Annotated in this window: 15 protein-coding genes, 1 tRNA gene and 1 riboswitch; of the genes, 9 read left to right on the top strand and 7 right to left on the bottom strand. The window is 72.1% G+C overall.

Annotated features, from left to right (window positions below; all coding sequences use genetic code 11):
* Window positions 1-71 precede the first annotated feature (71 nt).
* From ACZ58V_RS22770 to ACZ58V_RS22750, 5 genes are all read left to right on the top strand, one after another.
* Entirely contained in the window at window positions 72-1241 is a 1170-nt protein-coding gene (locus ACZ58V_RS22770; protein WP_468197058.1) for a PP2C family protein-serine/threonine phosphatase, read from the top strand.
* Between the two features lie 141 nt (window positions 1242-1382).
* Window positions 1383-2300, top strand: coding sequence for an STAS domain-containing protein (locus ACZ58V_RS22765; protein ID WP_468196685.1), 918 nt, complete (start codon window positions 1383-1385; stop codon window positions 2298-2300).
* Window positions 2297-2716, top strand: coding sequence for an STAS domain-containing protein (locus ACZ58V_RS22760; protein ID WP_468196683.1), 420 nt, complete (start codon window positions 2297-2299; stop codon window positions 2714-2716). Before ACZ58V_RS22765 ends, ACZ58V_RS22760 begins: the two co-directional genes overlap by 4 nt.
* Window positions 2716-3159 (top strand): anti-sigma regulatory factor, encoded by a 444-nt coding sequence (locus ACZ58V_RS22755; protein ID WP_468196681.1) that lies wholly within the window; start codon window positions 2716-2718, stop codon window positions 3157-3159. The genes ACZ58V_RS22760 and ACZ58V_RS22755 overlap by 1 nt, the downstream gene beginning before the upstream one ends.
* Window positions 3159-4244, top strand: coding sequence for a SpoIIE family protein phosphatase (locus ACZ58V_RS22750; RefSeq protein WP_471291830.1), 1086 nt, complete (start codon window positions 3159-3161; stop codon window positions 4242-4244). Before ACZ58V_RS22755 ends, ACZ58V_RS22750 begins: the two co-directional genes overlap by 1 nt.
* Before the next feature lies 1 nt (window position 4245).
* Here the strand turns inward: ACZ58V_RS22750 and ACZ58V_RS22745 are convergent, their stop codons facing one another.
* The 3 genes from ACZ58V_RS22745 to ACZ58V_RS22735 form a co-directional block, all read right to left on the bottom strand.
* Window positions 4246-4746 (bottom strand): MarR family winged helix-turn-helix transcriptional regulator, encoded by a 501-nt coding sequence (locus tag ACZ58V_RS22745; protein ID WP_471291827.1) that lies wholly within the window; start codon window positions 4744-4746, stop codon window positions 4246-4248.
* Between the two features lie 117 nt (window positions 4747-4863).
* Entirely contained in the window at window positions 4864-5505 is a 642-nt protein-coding gene (locus ACZ58V_RS22740; protein WP_468196672.1) for a GTP cyclohydrolase II, read from the bottom strand.
* A gap of 232 nt (window positions 5506-5737) precedes the next feature.
* Window positions 5738-6253 (bottom strand): MarR family winged helix-turn-helix transcriptional regulator, encoded by a 516-nt coding sequence (locus ACZ58V_RS22735; protein WP_471291823.1) that lies wholly within the window; start codon window positions 6251-6253, stop codon window positions 5738-5740.
* Between the two features lie 90 nt (window positions 6254-6343).
* Here ACZ58V_RS22735 and ACZ58V_RS22730 point away from each other — a divergent pair, with 90 nt between their 5' ends.
* From ACZ58V_RS22730 to ACZ58V_RS22715, 4 genes are all read left to right on the top strand, one after another.
* Complete coding sequence (locus ACZ58V_RS22730) at window positions 6344-7495, top strand: dihydrofolate reductase family protein (RefSeq protein ID WP_471291820.1); 1152 nt, start codon at window positions 6344-6346, stop codon at window positions 7493-7495.
* 48 nt (window positions 7496-7543) lie between these two features.
* Window positions 7544-7617, top strand: a tRNA-Met gene (locus ACZ58V_RS22725).
* A 296-nt stretch (window positions 7618-7913) separates the two neighbouring features.
* Window positions 7914-8070: riboswitch (cyclic di-AMP (ydaO/yuaA leader) on the top strand.
* Between the two features lie 11 nt (window positions 8071-8081).
* A complete protein-coding gene (locus ACZ58V_RS22720; RefSeq protein WP_468196666.1) occupies window positions 8082-9113 on the top strand; it encodes a M23 family metallopeptidase in 1032 nt (343 codons plus the stop codon).
* 147 nt (window positions 9114-9260) lie between these two features.
* Window positions 9261-10205 (top strand): aldo/keto reductase, encoded by a 945-nt coding sequence (locus ACZ58V_RS22715; protein WP_471291817.1) that lies wholly within the window; start codon window positions 9261-9263, stop codon window positions 10203-10205.
* A gap of 486 nt (window positions 10206-10691) precedes the next feature.
* Here the strand turns inward: ACZ58V_RS22715 and ACZ58V_RS22710 are convergent, their stop codons facing one another.
* The 4 genes from ACZ58V_RS22710 to ACZ58V_RS22695 all read right to left on the bottom strand — a co-directional run bounded on the left by ACZ58V_RS22710 (window position 10692) and on the right by ACZ58V_RS22695 (window position 16068).
* Entirely contained in the window at window positions 10692-12065 is a 1374-nt protein-coding gene (locus ACZ58V_RS22710) for a PrsW family intramembrane metalloprotease (RefSeq protein WP_468196661.1), read from the bottom strand.
* Window positions 12066-12124: 59 nt separating this feature from the next.
* Entirely contained in the window at window positions 12125-12988 is an 864-nt protein-coding gene (gene trmB / locus ACZ58V_RS22705; RefSeq protein ID WP_468196658.1) for a tRNA (guanosine(46)-N7)-methyltransferase TrmB, read from the bottom strand.
* A 309-nt stretch (window positions 12989-13297) separates the two neighbouring features.
* Window positions 13298-14503 (bottom strand): L-2-hydroxyglutarate oxidase, encoded by a 1206-nt coding sequence (gene lhgO / locus ACZ58V_RS22700; protein ID WP_468196656.1) that lies wholly within the window; start codon window positions 14501-14503, stop codon window positions 13298-13300.
* 140 nt (window positions 14504-14643) lie between these two features.
* A complete protein-coding gene (locus ACZ58V_RS22695) occupies window positions 14644-16068 on the bottom strand; it encodes an MFS transporter (RefSeq protein WP_468196654.1) in 1425 nt (474 codons plus the stop codon).
* Between the last annotated feature and the right edge of the window lie 610 nt (window positions 16069-16678).

Raw genomic sequence — 16678 nt, 5'->3', positions numbered from 1 at the left:
CAGGGTCACAGCCGCCCACCCCCGTGTATCTCAGACCAAGGATTGGTGTGTCGACCCTCGTGACGACGATCGTGAACAGATTCGTGGCCGCCGAGCGCGCCCTGCGCACGGCGGCACCCCATCAGCTGCTGGACGCGGTCCGTCGTGTACTGACCGATCAGTACGCGGCGGACTCCGTCGAGCTTTTCCTGGCCGACTACGGACTGACGGTGCTTCAGCCGGTGTCCGTGCTGCCGCACACCCTCCAGCCGGTGTCCGTGCACAACAGCCCGGCGGGCCGGGCCTTCGGGGCGCAGGAGCCCTGTGTGGAGGCCCTTCCGGGTGACCCGGCGGACAAGGTGCGTGCGCATCTGCCCGTCACCGTGCGCGGCGACCGGCTCGGTGTGCTGACCGTCGTCCTGCCGGGCGGCGAGCACGCCGACGGCTGCCTCGGCGAACTGGCCGAGATCGCCCAGGTGCTGGGGCACGAGGTCGTCGTGGCCGAGAGGGACACCGACCTGTACCTCCAGGCACGCCGCCGGGACCGCCTCACCCTCGCCGCCGAGATGCAGTGGCAACTGCTGCCGGGCCGTTCCTGCTCCCGCCCCGAGTACGAGCTCGGCGCGCAGCTGGAACCGGCGTACGCGATCTTCGGCGACAACTTCGACTGGTCCGCCACGGCCGACCGGCTCAGCCTCTACGTCACCAACGGCATGGGCGAGGGCATCGAGGCCTCCCTGCTGACGAACCTGGCGATCAACGCCCTGCGCAACGCGCGCCGGGCCGGTCTCCCCCTCGCCGACCAGGCCGCCCTGGCCGACCAGGCGGTGTACGCGCACTACCGGGGCCGCTGCTACCTGTCCGTGCTCATGCTCGACTTCGACCTGGCCACCGGGCGGGTCCGGGCGGTGGACGCCGGGTCCCCGCGACTGCTGCGGCTGCGCCGGGGTGCGGTGGAACGGGTGGACTTCGACGCCCAGTTGCCGCTCGGCATGTTCGAGGAGACCGACTACGTGGCCCAGGAGTTCCGGGCCGAGCCCGGCGACCGGCTCGTCTTCGTCAGCGACGGGGTGTACGACGTCGCCTCCCCGGGCGGAGAGGCGTACGGCGACGCCGCCCTGGCGCGGGCGATCCAGTCGACCCGGCTGCTCCCGGCCGCCGATGTGCCCCGGGCCGTCCTGCGCGAACTGAACGGCCATCGCGGCAGGCCCGTCGCCGACGACGACGCCCTGGTGGTGTGTCTGGACTGGCGTGGGCGATGAGGGAAGGGGAAGGCGCAGGTCGGGGGGGCGACGGTGGGCAGTTGTTTGGTGTTGCCCCGCGTCGGCACTAATGTTTGTCATACGGCAAGTAATGGCTGAGGCGCCCTGGCGCGGCCTCGGTCCGGCCCGTGCAAGGGAGCGATGCAAGTGTCGGAGTCGGAACAGAACGCGGAACAGGAGCCGTCCCATTACCAGGTGAGCGCCTTTTTCGAACGGCGCCGCGAGCAGGTAGCCCAACGATGGGCGGACGCCGCCCTGTTCCGCACGGTCTTCACCGTGTCACGGGACGAGGCCGTGGAGGCGGGCAGGTCCGTGGCCGCCGCGCTGGCGGCGGTGGCGGCTTCCGGGCGGATCGAGGACATCCGGGCGCCCGGATTCGAGCCGGTGCGCGACCAGTTGGGCCGGATGGCGGCCTCCCGCGCCCGGACGGGGATCGACCCGGACGGGGTCGCCGACGAGGTGGCCGCCCTGCGCGAACCGGTGACCGAACTGCTGCGCGCCGAGTTCCCGGACCCGTACGCCCCCGAGGCGCAGGAAGCCGTGCTGGCCCTGACCGTGCTCATGGGCACGCTGCGCATGGTTGTGATGGAGACGATGGTCAGCGCGGGCGAGGAACTGATCGCACGGCAGCGCGAGCAGCTGCTCGAAGCGGCCACCCCGGTGATCAAACTCTGGGATAGCACCGTCGCCGTGCCGCTGATCGGCACGCTGGACAGCGCGCGCAGCCAGGTGGTCATGGAGAGCCTGCTGGACGCGATCGTCGCCGAGCGCGCCCGGTTCGCCATCCTCGACATCACCGGCGTGCCCACGGTCGACTCGCTGGTCGCCCAGCATCTGATGAAGACGGTGGCGGCGGCCCGGCTGATGGGCGCCGAGTGCATCGTCTCCGGGATCCGGCCCGCGATCGCGCAGACCATCGTCCACCTGGGCATCGACCTCGGCACGGTGCTCACGCGCGCGAGCCTGGAGGACGCGCTGGCCTACGCGCTCAGCCGGCAGGGCGTCGAGATCGCGCCGCTCCGGTCGGCCGGCCCGGCGGCAGACACGGGCGTGCGATGAGCGGGTTCGGGCCGGCGGTGCCCGGACCCGCGGGGGGACACGCCTTCACGGTGCCGGTCCTCCAGCTGGGCGACACCCTGCTGGTCACCCTCCAGGGAGAGCTGCACGACGGGATGGCCGAGCAGCTCCAGCAGGACATCACGGGCCGGATCGCGCACTCGCGGGTGACCGGGGTGGTCATCGACATCTCGGGCGTCGACATGGTCGACTCTTTCCTGGGGCGGGTCCTCGCCGAGATCGCCGCCGGAGCCGGACTGCTGGCCGCCCGTACGGTGCTGGCCGGGATGCGCCCGGCGGTGGCGATCACCCTGGTCGAACTGGGGCTCACCCTGCCGGGGCTGCGTACGGCCCTGGACGTCGAACGCGCGATGGAGCTGCTCGCCGACGGTGAGCCTCACAGTGAGGGGAGTCCCTGATGCAGGCCTCTCGCCATGCCGCGCCGACGAGCCTGCCGATCGGCTCGGACGCCGATCTGGCCTGGGTACGGCAGCAGGTACGGCAGGCCGCCGCCGAGCTCGGGTTCGGGCTGGTGCAGCAGACCAAGCTCGTCACGGCGGCCAGCGAACTGGCCCGCAACACCCTCGTCCACGGCGGGGGCGGCCATGTGGAGATCACCCCGCTGGGCCTCGGGTCGTCGAGCGGGCTGCGGCTCGCCTTCGTCGACACCGGGCCCGGCATCCGAGACCTCGACCAGGCGATGACCGACGGCTACACCAGCGGCGGCGGGCTCGGCCTCGGCATGAGCGGGGCCAAGCGGCTGGTCCACGAGTTCGAGGTGCACAGCCGGCCTGGCGAGGGGACCACCGTCACCGTCACCGCCTGGGCCACCGCCGTACCGCCGTCCCGGCCGGGGCTCTGATGAGCAGGGTGTGGGACGTGCCGGTGGACGACTCGACCCGGGTGCGGGACGTCCGGGTGGCAGCCGAGGAGGCCAGCGCCCGCGCCGGGCTTCCCGCGCCCCGCACCGCGACCGCCGCGCTGGTGGCGACGGAGCTGGCGACCAACCTGCTGCGGCACGCCGACGGCGGGCGCGTCGTCATCAACCTCGTCGAGAGCGGCCGGGACGGCGCCCCGGAGACATCCGTGCAGCTCGTCTCGCTCGACCACGGCCCCGGCATCCCGGACATCGCGGCGGCGATGCGCGACGGCTACACCACCGCGTCCTCCCTGGGCGCCGGCCTCGGCACGTGCCGGCGCATAGCGAACGACTTCGACCTGCACAGCGCCCCCGGGCGGGGCACCGTGGCCGTGGCCCGCATCGGGCACGAGCGGGCCGCCAAGGGGTCGCAGCCTCCGCCGGGCCCGCGCGTGGGCGGCGTCAACGTCCCCCTCGGCCGGGCCGAGCACTCCGGCGACGCGTGGAGCCGGGTGTACGACGGCGACCGCGTGACCCTCCTGCTCGCCGACGGGCTCGGCCACGGGCCCAAGGCCGCCGAGGCGTCCGACGCCGCCGTGGCCGAACTGCGCGGGGTGGCCCACCTGCCGCCCGCCGAGATCCTGCGGCACCTGGGCAGGACCCTGCGGCCCACCCGGGGCGCGGCCGTAGCCGTGGCCCAACTCGACCTGTCCTCCGGACAGTTGAGCTTCGCCGGGGTCGGCAACGTCGGCGGCCGGCTGCGCACCGACGGCACCTGGAAGCCGCTTCTGTCCCACCCCGGCATCGTGGGCGCCCAAGCCCCGGCGACCGTGCCCGTGCAGCGCGTTCCGTGGCAGGAGGGCAGCCTGCTCGTCCTGCACAGCGATGGTCTGCCCGGCCGCTGGACGCCGCCCGACGACGGCGTGCTCCTCTCCTGCGACCCGGCGGTGGTGGCCGTGGCGGTGCTGCGGGACGCCGGGAGCGCGGCCCTGCCGGTGCGGGACGACACATGTGTGGCCGTACTGGGTGCCGGTGCCGGTGCCGGTGCCGGTGCCGCTGCCGGCGGTCGGCCCGGCTCAGGGGCCTGACTCACTCAGTTCCGTCAGGGTGCGGCACGACCGCGTCCCGTGCCGCCAGAAAACCCAGCAACCCCCGGCTCAGCGCCACCCGTTCCGCCGGTTCCATAGCCGTCAACGCCGTGGCCAGGGCCTCGGTCCGGCGGCTTGCGACATCCTTCAGAACGTGCCGGCCGTGCGGGGTGAGCCACAGCTGTACCTCGCGGCGGGTGCCCGGGTGCGGGGCCCGTTCCAACAGGCCGGCCGCCGCGAGCCGGTCGCAGAGCCGGCTGGCCGTGGGGAGGCCGATGTCCAGCTCGTCCGCCAGGGCCGTGACGTTCAGGCCGGCTGCCGCCTCCACGGTGCGCAGCGCCCGCAGCTGGTGCGGGGACAGGCGCAGGGACGCCTCCTGGGCGGCGACCGACCACAGGGCCGTCAGACTGTCCACGGCATCGGCGACCTGTGACGCGACGGCCTCCGGGCCGTCGCCCGGTCCCCTCGCCCGGGGGTCGCCGGGGCCGCCGAGATCGGTCACGAAACGTCACTTTCCATAAGCTTCGGGTACTGCGGAGATCACCCTCTTCCAAAGGCTGTACCCGATGAGCCGAGAGGCAAGCAGCCCCGGTTCAGCGCCGTCCCGGCCGGACCCCGTTCAGCCCGCGCTGAGCTCCGTCAGCGCGGCCAGCGGCAGCGTGTGCTGGGTCTGGAGGACTTTGGCGCGCAGATAGCGGACGTTGTGCGCGGTGGTGAACACGCCCGTGGGGACGCGGTCGCGGACGTCGACGCCCAGGGTGCGCAACTGGTCCGCCTTGTCGGGGTTGTTGGAGAGCAGGTCCAGCTCCTCGATGCCCAGGGCCCGGAGCATCTGGGCCGCCGCCGTGTAGTCGCGGGCGTCCTCCGGCAGCCCGAGCGCCGCGTTCGCCTCGTACGTGTCGAGGCCCTCGTCCTGGAGGGCGTACGCGTCGAGCTTGTTGTAGAGGCCGATGCCCCGGCCCTCCTGACGGAGGTAGAGGAGCACGCCGCCGCGGTCGGCTATGCGCTCGACCGCCTCGCGCAGCTGCGGACCGCAGTCGCAGCGGGCCGAGCCGAACACGTCCCCGGTCAGGCACTCGGAGTGCAGTCGCACCAGCGGGACCGGGCCCGGCTCGCCCAGGACTACGGCCACGTGTTCCTGGTTGTCGGCCAGCCCGTGGAAGGTGACGAGTTCGGCGTCGACCTGGTAGCCGTCGTGGAAGCGAAGCGGTACCCGGACGCGGGAGCGCGGGGTGGCGAGGGCGGCGGGGGTGTCGGGCATGCGGGGCCTCCGGGTTCCGTTCCTGTTCGGCTGCACAGCCGTCTGCTTCAGATTTGAAGCAGATCCACGGTTCGGAACACTACCCTTGCTTTAAATTTGAAGCAACGAGGTTCCGTCTCTTGTGACGTGCCTCACTTAAGCGCCTCGGGGCGGACTGCGGCCGCCTCACGAACGGGCCGGAGGGCCTCATGAACGGGCCGTGGAGGACCTCACGAACGGGCCGTGGAGGACCTCATGAACAGGCCGTGGAGGACCTCCGCCGCCATGGCACGTCGTCCGACGTCGGACGTGCCCCGTCCTCCTGGAGCCCCTGCGCGATCGCCGCGGAGATCTCCTCCAGCTGCGCCACCTGCTCCTCGCTGAGCCGGTCGAACACGAAACTCCGCACGGTCTCGACATGCCCGGGCGCCGCGCGCTCCAGTACGGCGAACCCCGCGTCGGTCAGTGCGGCGATACTGCCCCGCTTGTCGTACCGGCAGGCCTCGCGTCGCAGCATGCCGTCCTTCTCCAGCCGCGTCACCGCGTACGTCAGGCGGCTGCGTGTGATCTTCAGCCGCTCGGCGAGATCGGTCATGCGCAGACGCTGTTCGGGGGACTCCGACAGGACGGACAGGATGGAGTAGTAAAGGTGCGGCATGCCGGCGTCCTGCTGGAGCTGCCGGTCGATCGCGTCCTCCAGGAGCAGCGAGGATGCGATGTACGCGCGCCAGGCGCGTTGCTCCTCGGGGGTGAGCCAGCGAGTCGTCATGCCGCCAGTGTAGGTTTGTTTCAAACTTGAACCAAGACCCGGCGGGCTCGATCCCGCCGGTCCGCCGTCCCACCCGACCGGGGAGCGTCGATGCCTCACCCGTACGTCCTGCTGTCCGCCGCCGTCTCCCTCGACGGCTACCTGGACGACACCGGGCCCGAACGCCTGCTGCTGTCCGGCCCGGCCGACTTCGACCGGGTCGACGAGGTCCGGGCGTCCGTCGACGCGATCCTGGTCGGCGCCGGCACCATCCGCGCCGACAACCCGCGCCTGCTGGTCAACTCGGACCAGCGGCGCGCCGCCCGCACGGCTGCAGGCCAACCCGAATACCCCCTCAAGGTCACCGTCAGCGGCACCGGCGACCTCGACCCCGAGGCGCGGTTCTGGCACACCGGCGGCGAGAAGGTCCTCTACACGACCGACCAGGGCGCCGAGCGTGCCCGAGCCCTCGGCCTCGCCACCGACGTGGTCCCCCTCGGCACCGACCTCGACTGGCGGCGGCTCCTCACCCACCTGCACGACGCACGGGGCGTACGGCGGCTCATGGTGGAGGGCGGCGGCCTGATCCACACCCAGCTCCTCACCCAGGGCCTGGCCGACGAACTCCAGCTGGTGCTCGCACCGCTCTTCGTGGGCGATCCGAAGGCCCCCCGTCTCTTCGGGCCCGGCGGCTACCAGGGCGGCCGGCTCCGGCTGCTGGAGACACGGCGGATCGAGGACGTGGTCCTCATGCGCTACGAACCCACCGCCCCGGGCACCGGCTCCCTCGCCACCGCGGCCGACCACCACTGGCTGGCCCTCGCCTGCGAACTGGCGGACCTCTGCCCGCCGTCGGACACGGCGTTCAGCGTGGGCGCGGTGGTGGTCGCGGCCGACGGCACGGAACTGGCCCGCGGCCACTCCCGCGAGGGCGGCGACCCGGTCGCGCACGCCGAGGAGGCGGCCCTGGCGAAGCTCGACCCGTCCGACCCGCGGCTCGCCACCGCCACGGTCTACAGCAGCCTGGAGCCCTGCGCCCGCCGCGCCTCCCGCCCCGCACCCTGCGCCCGGCTGCTCCTCGACGCGGGCGTCCGCCGAGTGGTCACCGCCTGGCGCGAGCCGGACACCTTCGTCCAGGGCGCCGACGGCAGCGGCGTCCTGGCGGCCGGCGGGGCGAAGGTCGTCGCCCTCCTGGAACACGAGCAGCGGGCCAAGGCCCCGAACCGCCATCTGCTGCAGGGGGCGGATCCTGCCACTGAGTGAGGTGGTCACGAGTGGTCCCGCGGATGGCGTACACTGGAATCACAACGACGCGGGGTGGAGCAGCTCGGTAGCTCGCTGGGCTCATAACCCAGAGGTCGCAGGTTCAAATCCTGTCCCCGCTACTGAAGGCCGAGGGCCGGAATCCGAAAGGGTTCCGGCCCTCGGTGTATTTCCGGTGTTTCCGCACCCCCGTTACTGCCAGTGAGTGAAGCGCACCGCTCCGCATAACAACTGACACGCCGTCAATACCCGGCAGTCACTTACGGAGTGGTCAACTCGCCCGATTTGAGCCGGTCATGGCAGGTAAGTCCGCACGAAAAAGGTTAATGATCAAGTGGAATCGCTGGAATACACTCCCCGGGTCTATTAACGTTCGATAACGCAGCGCGGTCGTCCCAGCCGTCACAGAAGGCGGCTCCGTGCGCACGCGCCGAATCCCGAAAGGGAACCGGGGAACCACCACTTGGGGTGAATCGGGCGTAAGCCGCCGTGGAAGCACGGTCGGTATACGCGCGTAGGAGACCTTCCTGCTCCGAACCCGTCAGCTAACCCGGTAGGCGAGAAGGAAGGAAAGGAGTACGCCCACGTGGCGTCCAACCGGCCTGCCCCCGCGGCCCCGTTCGCGCGCAACCAGCGCGACACCGAGACTTTTGGCTACGGCGGTCAGCGCACCGACGAGGGCCCGTTCCAGGAGTGGAACCCCACCGAGGAATCCATCCGTCCCGTCCGTGGCCGGCATCGCGTCACCAAGCAGCGCGGCGGAGGCCTCGCCCGCAGCTCCACCGTCCTGGGCGTCGGCGTCATAGCCGCCGTGGGCGCGGGCGGCATGGCCAGCGCCCAGACCGGCAAGCCGCCGGTTTCCATCTCCGTGCCGGACCTGCCCTCGGTGGGTTCCCTCATCTCGGACGACGACACCCCCGCGGGCTCCTCGACTCCGCTCAGCGGTCTCGGCACCACCACGGCGGACACCGAGGAGAACTCCTCCGGCGCCGGCGAGGCGCTGCGCGCCCGGATCATGGCCCAGGTCGAGTACCAGCAGGACCAGATCGACACCAAGGCCGCGCAGGACGCCGCCGACGCCGCCGAGAAGGCGGCCGCGGAAGCCGTGGCCAAGGCCGAGGAAGAAGCCAAGGCCAAGGCCGCCGAGGCCAAGAGGAAGGCGGAGGAGGAGGCCAAGAAGAAGGCCGAGGCCGAGCGACTCGCCGCCCTCGCCAAGCAGTTCACGCTGCCGACCTCCTCGTACACCCTCACCTCGACCTTCGGTCAGGCCGGCGCCTACTGGTCCTCCGGCTACCACACGGGTCTCGACTTCGCCGCCCCCACGGGCACGCCGATCAAGGCGGTGCACAGCGGCACCATCACCGAGGCGGGCTGGAACGGCTCGTACGGCTACAAGACGGTCCTCACCCTCGATGACGGCACGGAGATCTGGTACGCGCACCAGTCCTCCATCGGCGTCAGCGTCGGCCAGAAGGTCAGCACGGGCGATGTCATCGGCCGTGTCGGTGCCACCGGCAACGTCACCGGCGCCCACCTGCACCTCGAGGTGCACTCCGGTGGCGCCGGCAGCGGGATCGACCCGATGGCGTGGCTGCGGGGCAAGGGACTGAACCCGTAAGCGGCACAAGCCAGTCGAAGCACCGGCAGCCCTGACGACGACCCCCCGACGTCAGGGCTGCCGGTCTCCGTTGTGCGCGCGGGCGTTTACAGGACCTTTGCGTCCGCCCTGGAATGAGCCGCTCCGGCACGGTCGTTGACGAGGAGCATGACTTCTCTTCGCAAGCTCGGATCCTCCGACCTCGAGATCTTCCCGCTCGCCCTCGGCGGCAACGTCTTCGGCTGGACCGCCGACGAGGCCGAGTCCTTCGCCGTTCTCGACGCGTACACCGCCGCAGGCGGCAACTTCGTCGACACCGCCGACGTCTACTCGGCGTGGGTCGACGGCAACCAGGGCGGCGAGTCCGAGACCGTCCTCGGCAAGTGGCTTGAGGCGCGCGGCAACCGCGCCGATGTCGTCGTCGCCACGAAGGTCAGCCAGCACCCCGAGTTCCAGGGCCTGACCGCCGCCAACATCAAGGCCGCCGCCGACGCCTCGCTGCGCCGCCTGCGCACCGACTACATCGACCTCTACTACACCCACTTCGACCAGCCCGACGTTCCGGTGGAGGAGATCATCGGGGCGCTCGACGAGCTGGTGAAGGCCGGGAAGGTGCGGCACATAGCCGCCTCCAACATCTCGGCGGAGCGGCTGCGGGCCTCCCTGGAGTTCTCCGACCGCGAGGGCCTCGCCCGCTATGTGGCGCTCCAGCCCCACTACAACCTGGTCTCCCGCGACACCTACGAGGGCGAGCTCCAGGACCTCGCCGAGCGCTCCGGACTGGCGGCCGTCCCCTACTACGCACTCGCGTCCGGCTTCCTCACCGGCAAGTACCGGCCCGGCACGACCGTCGACAGCGCGCGGGCCGGCGGTGCCGCCAAGCACCTGGAGACCGAGCGGGGCCTCCGGGTCCTCGACGCCCTGGACGAGATCGCCGCGACCCACGACGTCCCCGTCGCCACGGTCGCCCTGGCCTGGCTCGCGGCCAGGCCGACGGTGGCGGCGCCGATCGCGTCCGCCCGCACGGTGGAGCAGCTGCCGGCGCTGGTCGGAGTCGGGGACCTCACACTGAGCGAGGCGGAGGTCGACCGCCTCACGGAGGCTTCGGCCTGATCGGTCGCCGCGGTGGGTGAGGCGGGGCTTCGGCCTGCTCGGTGAGCATGCTCGCCGTCTGAACCGCCAGGGACTCAGCACCCCGGCAGGCGCTGCCGGCGACGGCCCCGGGCCTGCGCGGTGGGGCTTCGGCTGGGGCGCTCTGCCTGGGGCTGGTGGCCGGCCGGCTTCGTTGCGTGCGGGTGCGGGTTGACTGCCGTCGCATGTGCTGCCGTGACCGGTCTGTGTGGTGGGGCCACGGCCGGGGCGGCCGGCCCCGGACCAGCGGACGACCGGCGCCAGACCGGCCGGCAACCACACCGCACCGGTGGCCGGCCCGGCATTCGTTGCCGACGGCTGCGGGCCGCCCGCCGTCGGCCGCGCGCCGCCGAGACCGGTCCGTGCGGCGGCGTCGCGGCCGCGGCACCGGCACCGGACCGGAGGGCGACCGCACCGGACCGGCCGACGACCGGCCGCGTTGCCCGCGGCTGTCGGCCGGCGCCTCTGCTACGAGCGGTACGGGTTGTACGCGGGGTACGACGTCGTCGGGTAGCCGTAGCCGGATGCCCCCGTCGGATGGCCGTAGCCGTAGGCCCCGTACAGCGGCCAGGGCGGTGCCGCCACCGGTACGGGAGGGGCCGTGATCCGCGCGGCGTGGTCCAGCGCGGGACGGGCCGCCTCCCGGCGCCGCCACAGTTCCTCCAGCAGTTCCCGTTCCCGTACGACGAAGTCGGTCCCGGCGCGGCCGAGGCGGCCCCGGTGCCGCAGGAACGCGAGAGACGTCGCGTAGGCCTCGTACTGCGCCACCGCCCGCGCCGCGGTCTTCCCCGCGTGGCGGCGCGCGTACTGGCGGGCGATGCGCCGGGCCCGCATCGAGCCGAGCGCGTACGGCTCGGCCGGAGTCAGCCAGCCGGCGACGGCGTACGGGGGCAGCTCCGCCCGTACGGTCTTGAGCTCCCGCTGCCGGGTCCAGATCACCAGCCACGTCAGCAGCCCGAAGATGGGCACCATGAACGCCGCGTACACGGCGAAGAACCCGTACTCGCCGAACGCCGACGAGCCGTTCCACATCGCGTGCATGCCCATCGCGAGCAGCAGCCCGGAGAGGGGGAAGGCGATGCGGCGGATGTGCTGGCGGTCCGCCGAGAGCGCGGCGATGCCGAAGCCGATGCCCGTGAGGACGGTGAAGAGCGGGTGCGCGAACGGCGACATGACGATCCGCACGAAGAAGGTCGCCGCCGTGACGGAGGCGATGCCGCTGTGCCCGGCGAGCTGGTCGGTGCCGAAGGCGATGCCCAGGTAGAGGATGTTCTCCGTGAACGCGAAGCCGGTGGCGGTGACGCCGGCTATGACGACTCCGTCGAGGATGCCGGTGAAGTCACGCCGCCGGAAGAGGAAGACCAGTAAAACGGCCGCCGCCTTGGCCGACTCCTCGACCACCGGCGCGATGACGGTCGCGCCGAGCGTGTCCGCTCTCGTCGGGTCCGCGGTCGCCGTCGCTATCCACTGGGTCGCGAAGCTGTTGGCGACGATCGCTATCAGCGCCGCCGCGCAGGCGCCCCAGGCGAAGGCGAACAGCAGGTTCCGCCAGGGGCCCGGTTCGACCCGGTCCAGCCAGCGGAACGCGGCTATCAGCAGGGGAACCGGGAGGACGGCCAACCCGAGCCCGACCAGGAACCCCTCCGTGCCGGTCTCCTCGCGGACCAGGGCGAGGATGACGAGGCCGGAGATCACGAGGAGCGTGGACAGCGCGCCGTAGCGCACCCAGGCGCGCTGCCACCAGTGGGCGTGCCGCAGAGGGCCGGCGGCGGACCCGCCGGCGAAGGGCGCGCCGTCGGGCGGACCGCTGGGGTACGACGGATGTGGGGGGCAGGTGGCCACGGCATTGACCCTAACGACGGATGGGCGCTGTCCGCAGGCGGGAGAGATCCGGGGAGCGGTCAGGCGCCGGCGGGGGGTTGCTCCACGTGCTGTACGCGACGGAAGAGGAGGTCGTTCACGACATGACCCTTGTCCAGTCCCTGGCCCTCGAAACGGGTCAGGGGACGGAAGTCGGGACGGGGCGCGAAACCGCCGTCCGCCTGCGTGTTCTCGAAGTCGGGGTGCGCGGTGAGGACCTCGAGCATCTGCTCGGCGTACGGTTCCCAGTCGGTGGCGCAGTGCACGGTCCCGCCGGGCTTGATGCGGGTCGCGGCGAGGGTCAGGAAGTCGGGCTGGATGAGCCTGCGCTTGTGGTGCCGCTTCTTGGGCCAGGGGTCGGGGAAGTAGACGCGGAGGCCGTCGAGGGAGTCCGGGGTGAGCATCTCGCGGAGCAGGATGATCGCGTCGCCGTTCGCGACCCGGATGTTGGACATGCCGTCGCGGTCGGCGAGATTGAGCAGGTTGCCCTGGCCGGGGGTGTGGACGTCGACGGCGAGGATGTTGGTGCGGGGGTCGGCGGCGGCCATCCGGGCGGTCGCCTCGCCCATGCCGAAGCCGATCTCCAGGACGACGGGGTTGTCGTTTCCGAACAGGTCGGCGAGGTCGAGCCCCCGCTGCCCGTCGATGTCCAGGCCCCACTTGGGCCACAACCGCTGCAGCGCGTCCGCCTGCCCCGCGGTCACCCGGCTCCGCCGCGGCTGGAAACTCCGGATCCGCCGCTCGAAGTGCGACCCGGCGGGATCGGCCTTCGGCCCGTCGGGAAAGCGCGGCTCACCCTTGGCCCGCGTGTGCCGGATGGACACACCGGGCGCGTGGTCGAGGTGCTCGCCGTCGGGGGTGGTGGGCGGCTGGATGCTTTCAGGGGTATTCACGGAGTCAGACACAGTGAGGCCGATTTTACGGCCGTCGGGTAAGGGGGTGCGGCGGGGCGAGACCGCGGCACCCCGCTCCGCCGGATCGCTGGCCTCACCCGGGCCCCGCTCACACTCCGCTCCGCCGGGTCGTGGGCCCACCCGGACCTGCGTCACAGCCCGCTCCGCCGGATCGCGGGCCTCACCCGGGCCCCGCTCACACTCCGCTCCGCCGGGTCGCGGGCCCACCCGGACCTGCGTCACAGCCCGCTCCGCCGGATCGCGGGCCTCACCCGGGCCCCGCTCACACTCCGCTCCGCCGGATCGCGGACCCACGGGGGCTCACAGCCCGCTCAACGCCCTCCGCGCCACCTCCCGCCCGATCGGCAGGCTCGCCGTAGCCGCAGGTGAAGGCGCGTTCAGCACATGCACCGTGCGAGCGCCCTCGCGGATCAGGAAGTCGTCCACCAGCGTGCCATCCCGCAGCACGGCCTGGGCCCGCACCCCCGCCGCCGTCGGCACCAGGTCCTCCTCGGTCACCCCGGGCAGCAATCTGCCCACCGCGTCCGTGAACGCCGCCTTGGACAGCGACCGCCGCAGCTCACCCGCCCCGTACCGCCAGTGCCGGCGCGCGATCCGCCAGGATCCCGGCCAGGCCAGCGTCGACCCCAGCTCGCGCCAGCGGACCGTGCCCCAGCCGTAGCCTTCGCGGGCCAGCGCCGGCACCGCGTTGGGCCCGACATGGACACCGCCGTCGATGCCGCGGGTGAGATGCACCCCGAGGAACGGGAACGCCGGGTCGGGGACGGGGTAGACCAGGCCCCGTACGAGCTCCGGCCGGGCGAGTTCGTAGTACTCGCCCCGGAACGGCACGATCTGGACGTCCGGGTCGTCCCCGGTCAGCCGGGCGATCTCGTCGCTGTACAGGCCCGCGCAGTTCACCAGGACCCGGCCGCGCACCACGTCCCCGGCCGAGGTGAGCGCGGCGACGCCCAGCTCGGGGCGGCGGTCGATGCGCACGACCCGCGTGCCGTAGCGGATCTCCGCTCCCGAGCCGTGGGCCAGCTGGCGGGCGACCGCGACGAAGTCGCAGATGCCGGTCGTACCGACGTGTATGGCGGCGAGGCCCCGCACCTCCGGCTCGTACTCCATGATCTGGGACGCGCACAGCTCCCGCACCGGGATCCCGTTCTCCCGGCCGCGCTGCACGAGCGCGTGCAGGCGGGGCAGCTCGGAGCGGTCGGTCGCGACGATCAGCTTGCCGGTGACGGAATGCGCGATGCCGTACTCGGCGCAGAACTTGACCATCTCGGCGGCGCCCCGCACCGCGTAGCGCGCCTTGAGCGAGCCGGGGCGGTAATAGATGCCGCTGTGGATGACGCCGCTGTTGCGGCCGGTCTGATGCCGGGCGGGGCCCGGTTCCTTCTCCAGCACCGTGACACGTGTGCCCGGTGCGGCGCGTGTGATCGCGTACGCCGTCGACAGACCGACGATCCCGCCGCCGATCACCAGTACGTCACAGTCGTATGCGAGCCGCACGAGCACCACCTCCCACCTCGATAGTGCACTGCGCCACTGACATCGCCTTCAAACGCGGCGATGGCAGCACACCTTCAGGGGCGCGGGGAACTGCGCGAACGGCCACGACGAGATCCGCGGCTCCAAGATCACAGCAACCCGGCAGACGCTCACGCGGGAGCCACCAGCAACGGCCGGGCCCGCTCACGGAGCTCCACCACCCGTGGCTCGTCCCCGTACGGCTCCAGCCGGTGCAGGAGATCCTTCACGTACTCCGTGGTCCGGGCGGACGAGATGCGCCCGGCGACCTCCACCGCCCGTACCCCCTGCTCGCAGGCCGCGTCCAGATTCCCCGACTCCAGTTCGGCCACCGCCGAGACGACGAGGCGCAGACCGTGCGAGCGGACGAACTCCTCCGTCGGCTTGGAGAGCGCCTGCTCGGTGAACCGGCGGACCTGGCGGGGAGCCTTGAGGTCGCGGTAGCACTCGGCCGCGTCGGCGGCGAAACGGTCGTAGGAGTAGAAGCCGAGCCAGCTCGGGTCGTTGTCGCCGGGGCGGGCGCGCTCCAGCCAGCTCTCGGCCGCCTTCAGGGCGCCGCCGGCCGCCGGGGCGTCACTCGCGCGGGCATGCGCGCGTGCCTCGACGAGGCGGAAGAAGCTCATGGTGCGGGCCGTCGCCAGGCCGCGGTTGCGTTCCAGGGCGGCCTGGGCGAGGTCCACGCCCTCGTCACCGAAGCCGCGGTAGGTGGCCTGGAGGGACATGGAGGCCAGGACGTAGCCCCCGAGGGGGACGTCCGCCGCCGCCCGGGCCAGGCGCAGGGCCTGGATGTAGTAGCGCTGGGCCGCTTCCTGCTGGCCCGTGTCGAAGGCCATCCAGCCCGCGAGCCGGGTCAGTTCGGCGGAGGCGCCGAAGAGGGCCCGGCCGACCTCGTCGGAGTAGGAGCCGAGCAGCAGGGGGGCCGCCTCCACCCTTAAGCACTCGGGGACCATCGACGAACGCCAGTCGCCGCCGCCGTACTTGGAGTCCCAGCGCCGCGCGTCCTCGGCGGCCTCCCGCAGCTTCTGCACATCGCTGTGGCCGACTTTGAGCGGTGCGCCGGAGTCCTCGCCGGGGCCCACGTCACGCGCGACCGAACTGTCGGCCGGGGTTATCAGCCATCGTGAGGCGGGCGTCGCGTACGCGCTCACCGCGAACGATCCGGCCAGCGACTGCCAGATGCCGCCGGATCCGGCCCGGCGGCCCGCGAGGTCGAGGCGGTACAGCTCCGTCGCGGACCGCACCGCCTGGCCGACGTCCCGTGGGAAGGCGAGGCCGACTTCGGGCGCGGGATCCGCGTCCGCCAGGCCGATCTCGTGGAGCGGCACCGGGCGGCCGAGCTTCTGGCCGATGGCGGCGGCGATGAGGTGCGGCGCCGCGCCCTGCGGCACCATGCCCTTCGACACCCAGCGCGCCACCGACGTCTTGTCGTAGCGAAGCGTCAGACCGCGCTGGGCGCCGAGGTCGTTGACACGCCGCGCGAGGCCTGCGTTGCTGATTCCCGCGAGGGCGAGAACGGCGCCGAGTTTTTCGTTCGGCCCGCGTTGCTCCCTGGACATGAGCCACCCCTCGACACAGACGGCTGCCGGCACTGGCATAACCACGCGGCATTCGTAAACCCAGCGTAGTTCGCCGCATCCCAAGCGTTAAGGGGCATTGTTCCGGTTGGCGGGATTGTGGTCCGTACTGAAGTGCGGTTCAGATACGGGCTGTTGCGGCGTGCTCCCACTGTGTGGCCGTGCGCCCGCCCGTGCGCTCTTCTCCAGCCATCGCGGGAGCGCTTCCATGGTCATTGCGTGGGTCGGCCCGCTGTACTGGATCCAGTGGGCTGGGGGACACCGCCGCCTACATCCCCGCGGGCGGCGGAACGGTCCGGGAGGCGTGCTCCGTCTCCCGGACTGCGCGATCGGGCGATGGTGCGCCGAGCCTGTACGGAGCGTGTTCGACGCTGTCCGTGTAACGGCGATTCGGCTGAAAATCGACCCCGCCGGTCGTGGGGTATCAGGGTTCCGACCACGGCACTTGAGGGCGCATCAGGCGTAGTCGGGGCGCGTATCGGGGGCGCATTCGCGCCGCAGTCGTGTAGGAGACGTGTCGCTGACGTGCCTTGCGTCCGGGCCGTCTTTTCTGCGGCAGGGGCGTTCTGGGCGGTGTGGGCGTCGCCGCCGG

The sequence above is a fragment of the Streptomyces sp. NPDC040589 genome (genome assembly GCF_055594445.1).
This window is presented reverse-complemented; position numbering and strand designations above follow the sequence as displayed.

Bases quoted from the DNA above. Each gene is read 5' to 3' on its own strand.
- ACZ58V_RS22765 (WP_468196685.1), top strand. From the start codon at position 1,383: ATGCAAGTGTCGGAGTCGGAACAGAACGCGGAACAGGAGCCGTCCCAT.
- ACZ58V_RS22760 (WP_468196683.1), top strand. From the start codon at position 2,297: ATGAGCGGGTTCGGGCCGGCGGTGCCCGGACCCGCGGGGGGACACGCC.
- ACZ58V_RS22755 (WP_468196681.1), top strand. From the start codon at position 2,716: ATGCAGGCCTCTCGCCATGCCGCGCCGACGAGCCTGCCGATCGGCTCG.
- ACZ58V_RS22750 (WP_471291830.1), top strand. From the start codon at position 3,159: ATGAGCAGGGTGTGGGACGTGCCGGTGGACGACTCGACCCGGGTGCGG.
- ACZ58V_RS22740 (WP_468196672.1), bottom strand. From the start codon at position 5,505: ATGCCCGACACCCCCGCCGCCCTCGCCACCCCGCGCTCCCGCGTCCGG.
- ACZ58V_RS22735 (WP_471291823.1), bottom strand. From the start codon at position 6,253: ATGACGACTCGCTGGCTCACCCCCGAGGAGCAACGCGCCTGGCGCGCG.
- ACZ58V_RS22730 (WP_471291820.1), top strand. From the start codon at position 6,344: ATGCCTCACCCGTACGTCCTGCTGTCCGCCGCCGTCTCCCTCGACGGC.
- ACZ58V_RS22715 (WP_471291817.1), top strand. From the start codon at position 9,261: ATGACTTCTCTTCGCAAGCTCGGATCCTCCGACCTCGAGATCTTCCCG.
- ACZ58V_RS22695 (WP_468196654.1), bottom strand. From the start codon at position 16,068: ATGTCCAGGGAGCAACGCGGGCCGAACGAAAAACTCGGCGCCGTTCTC.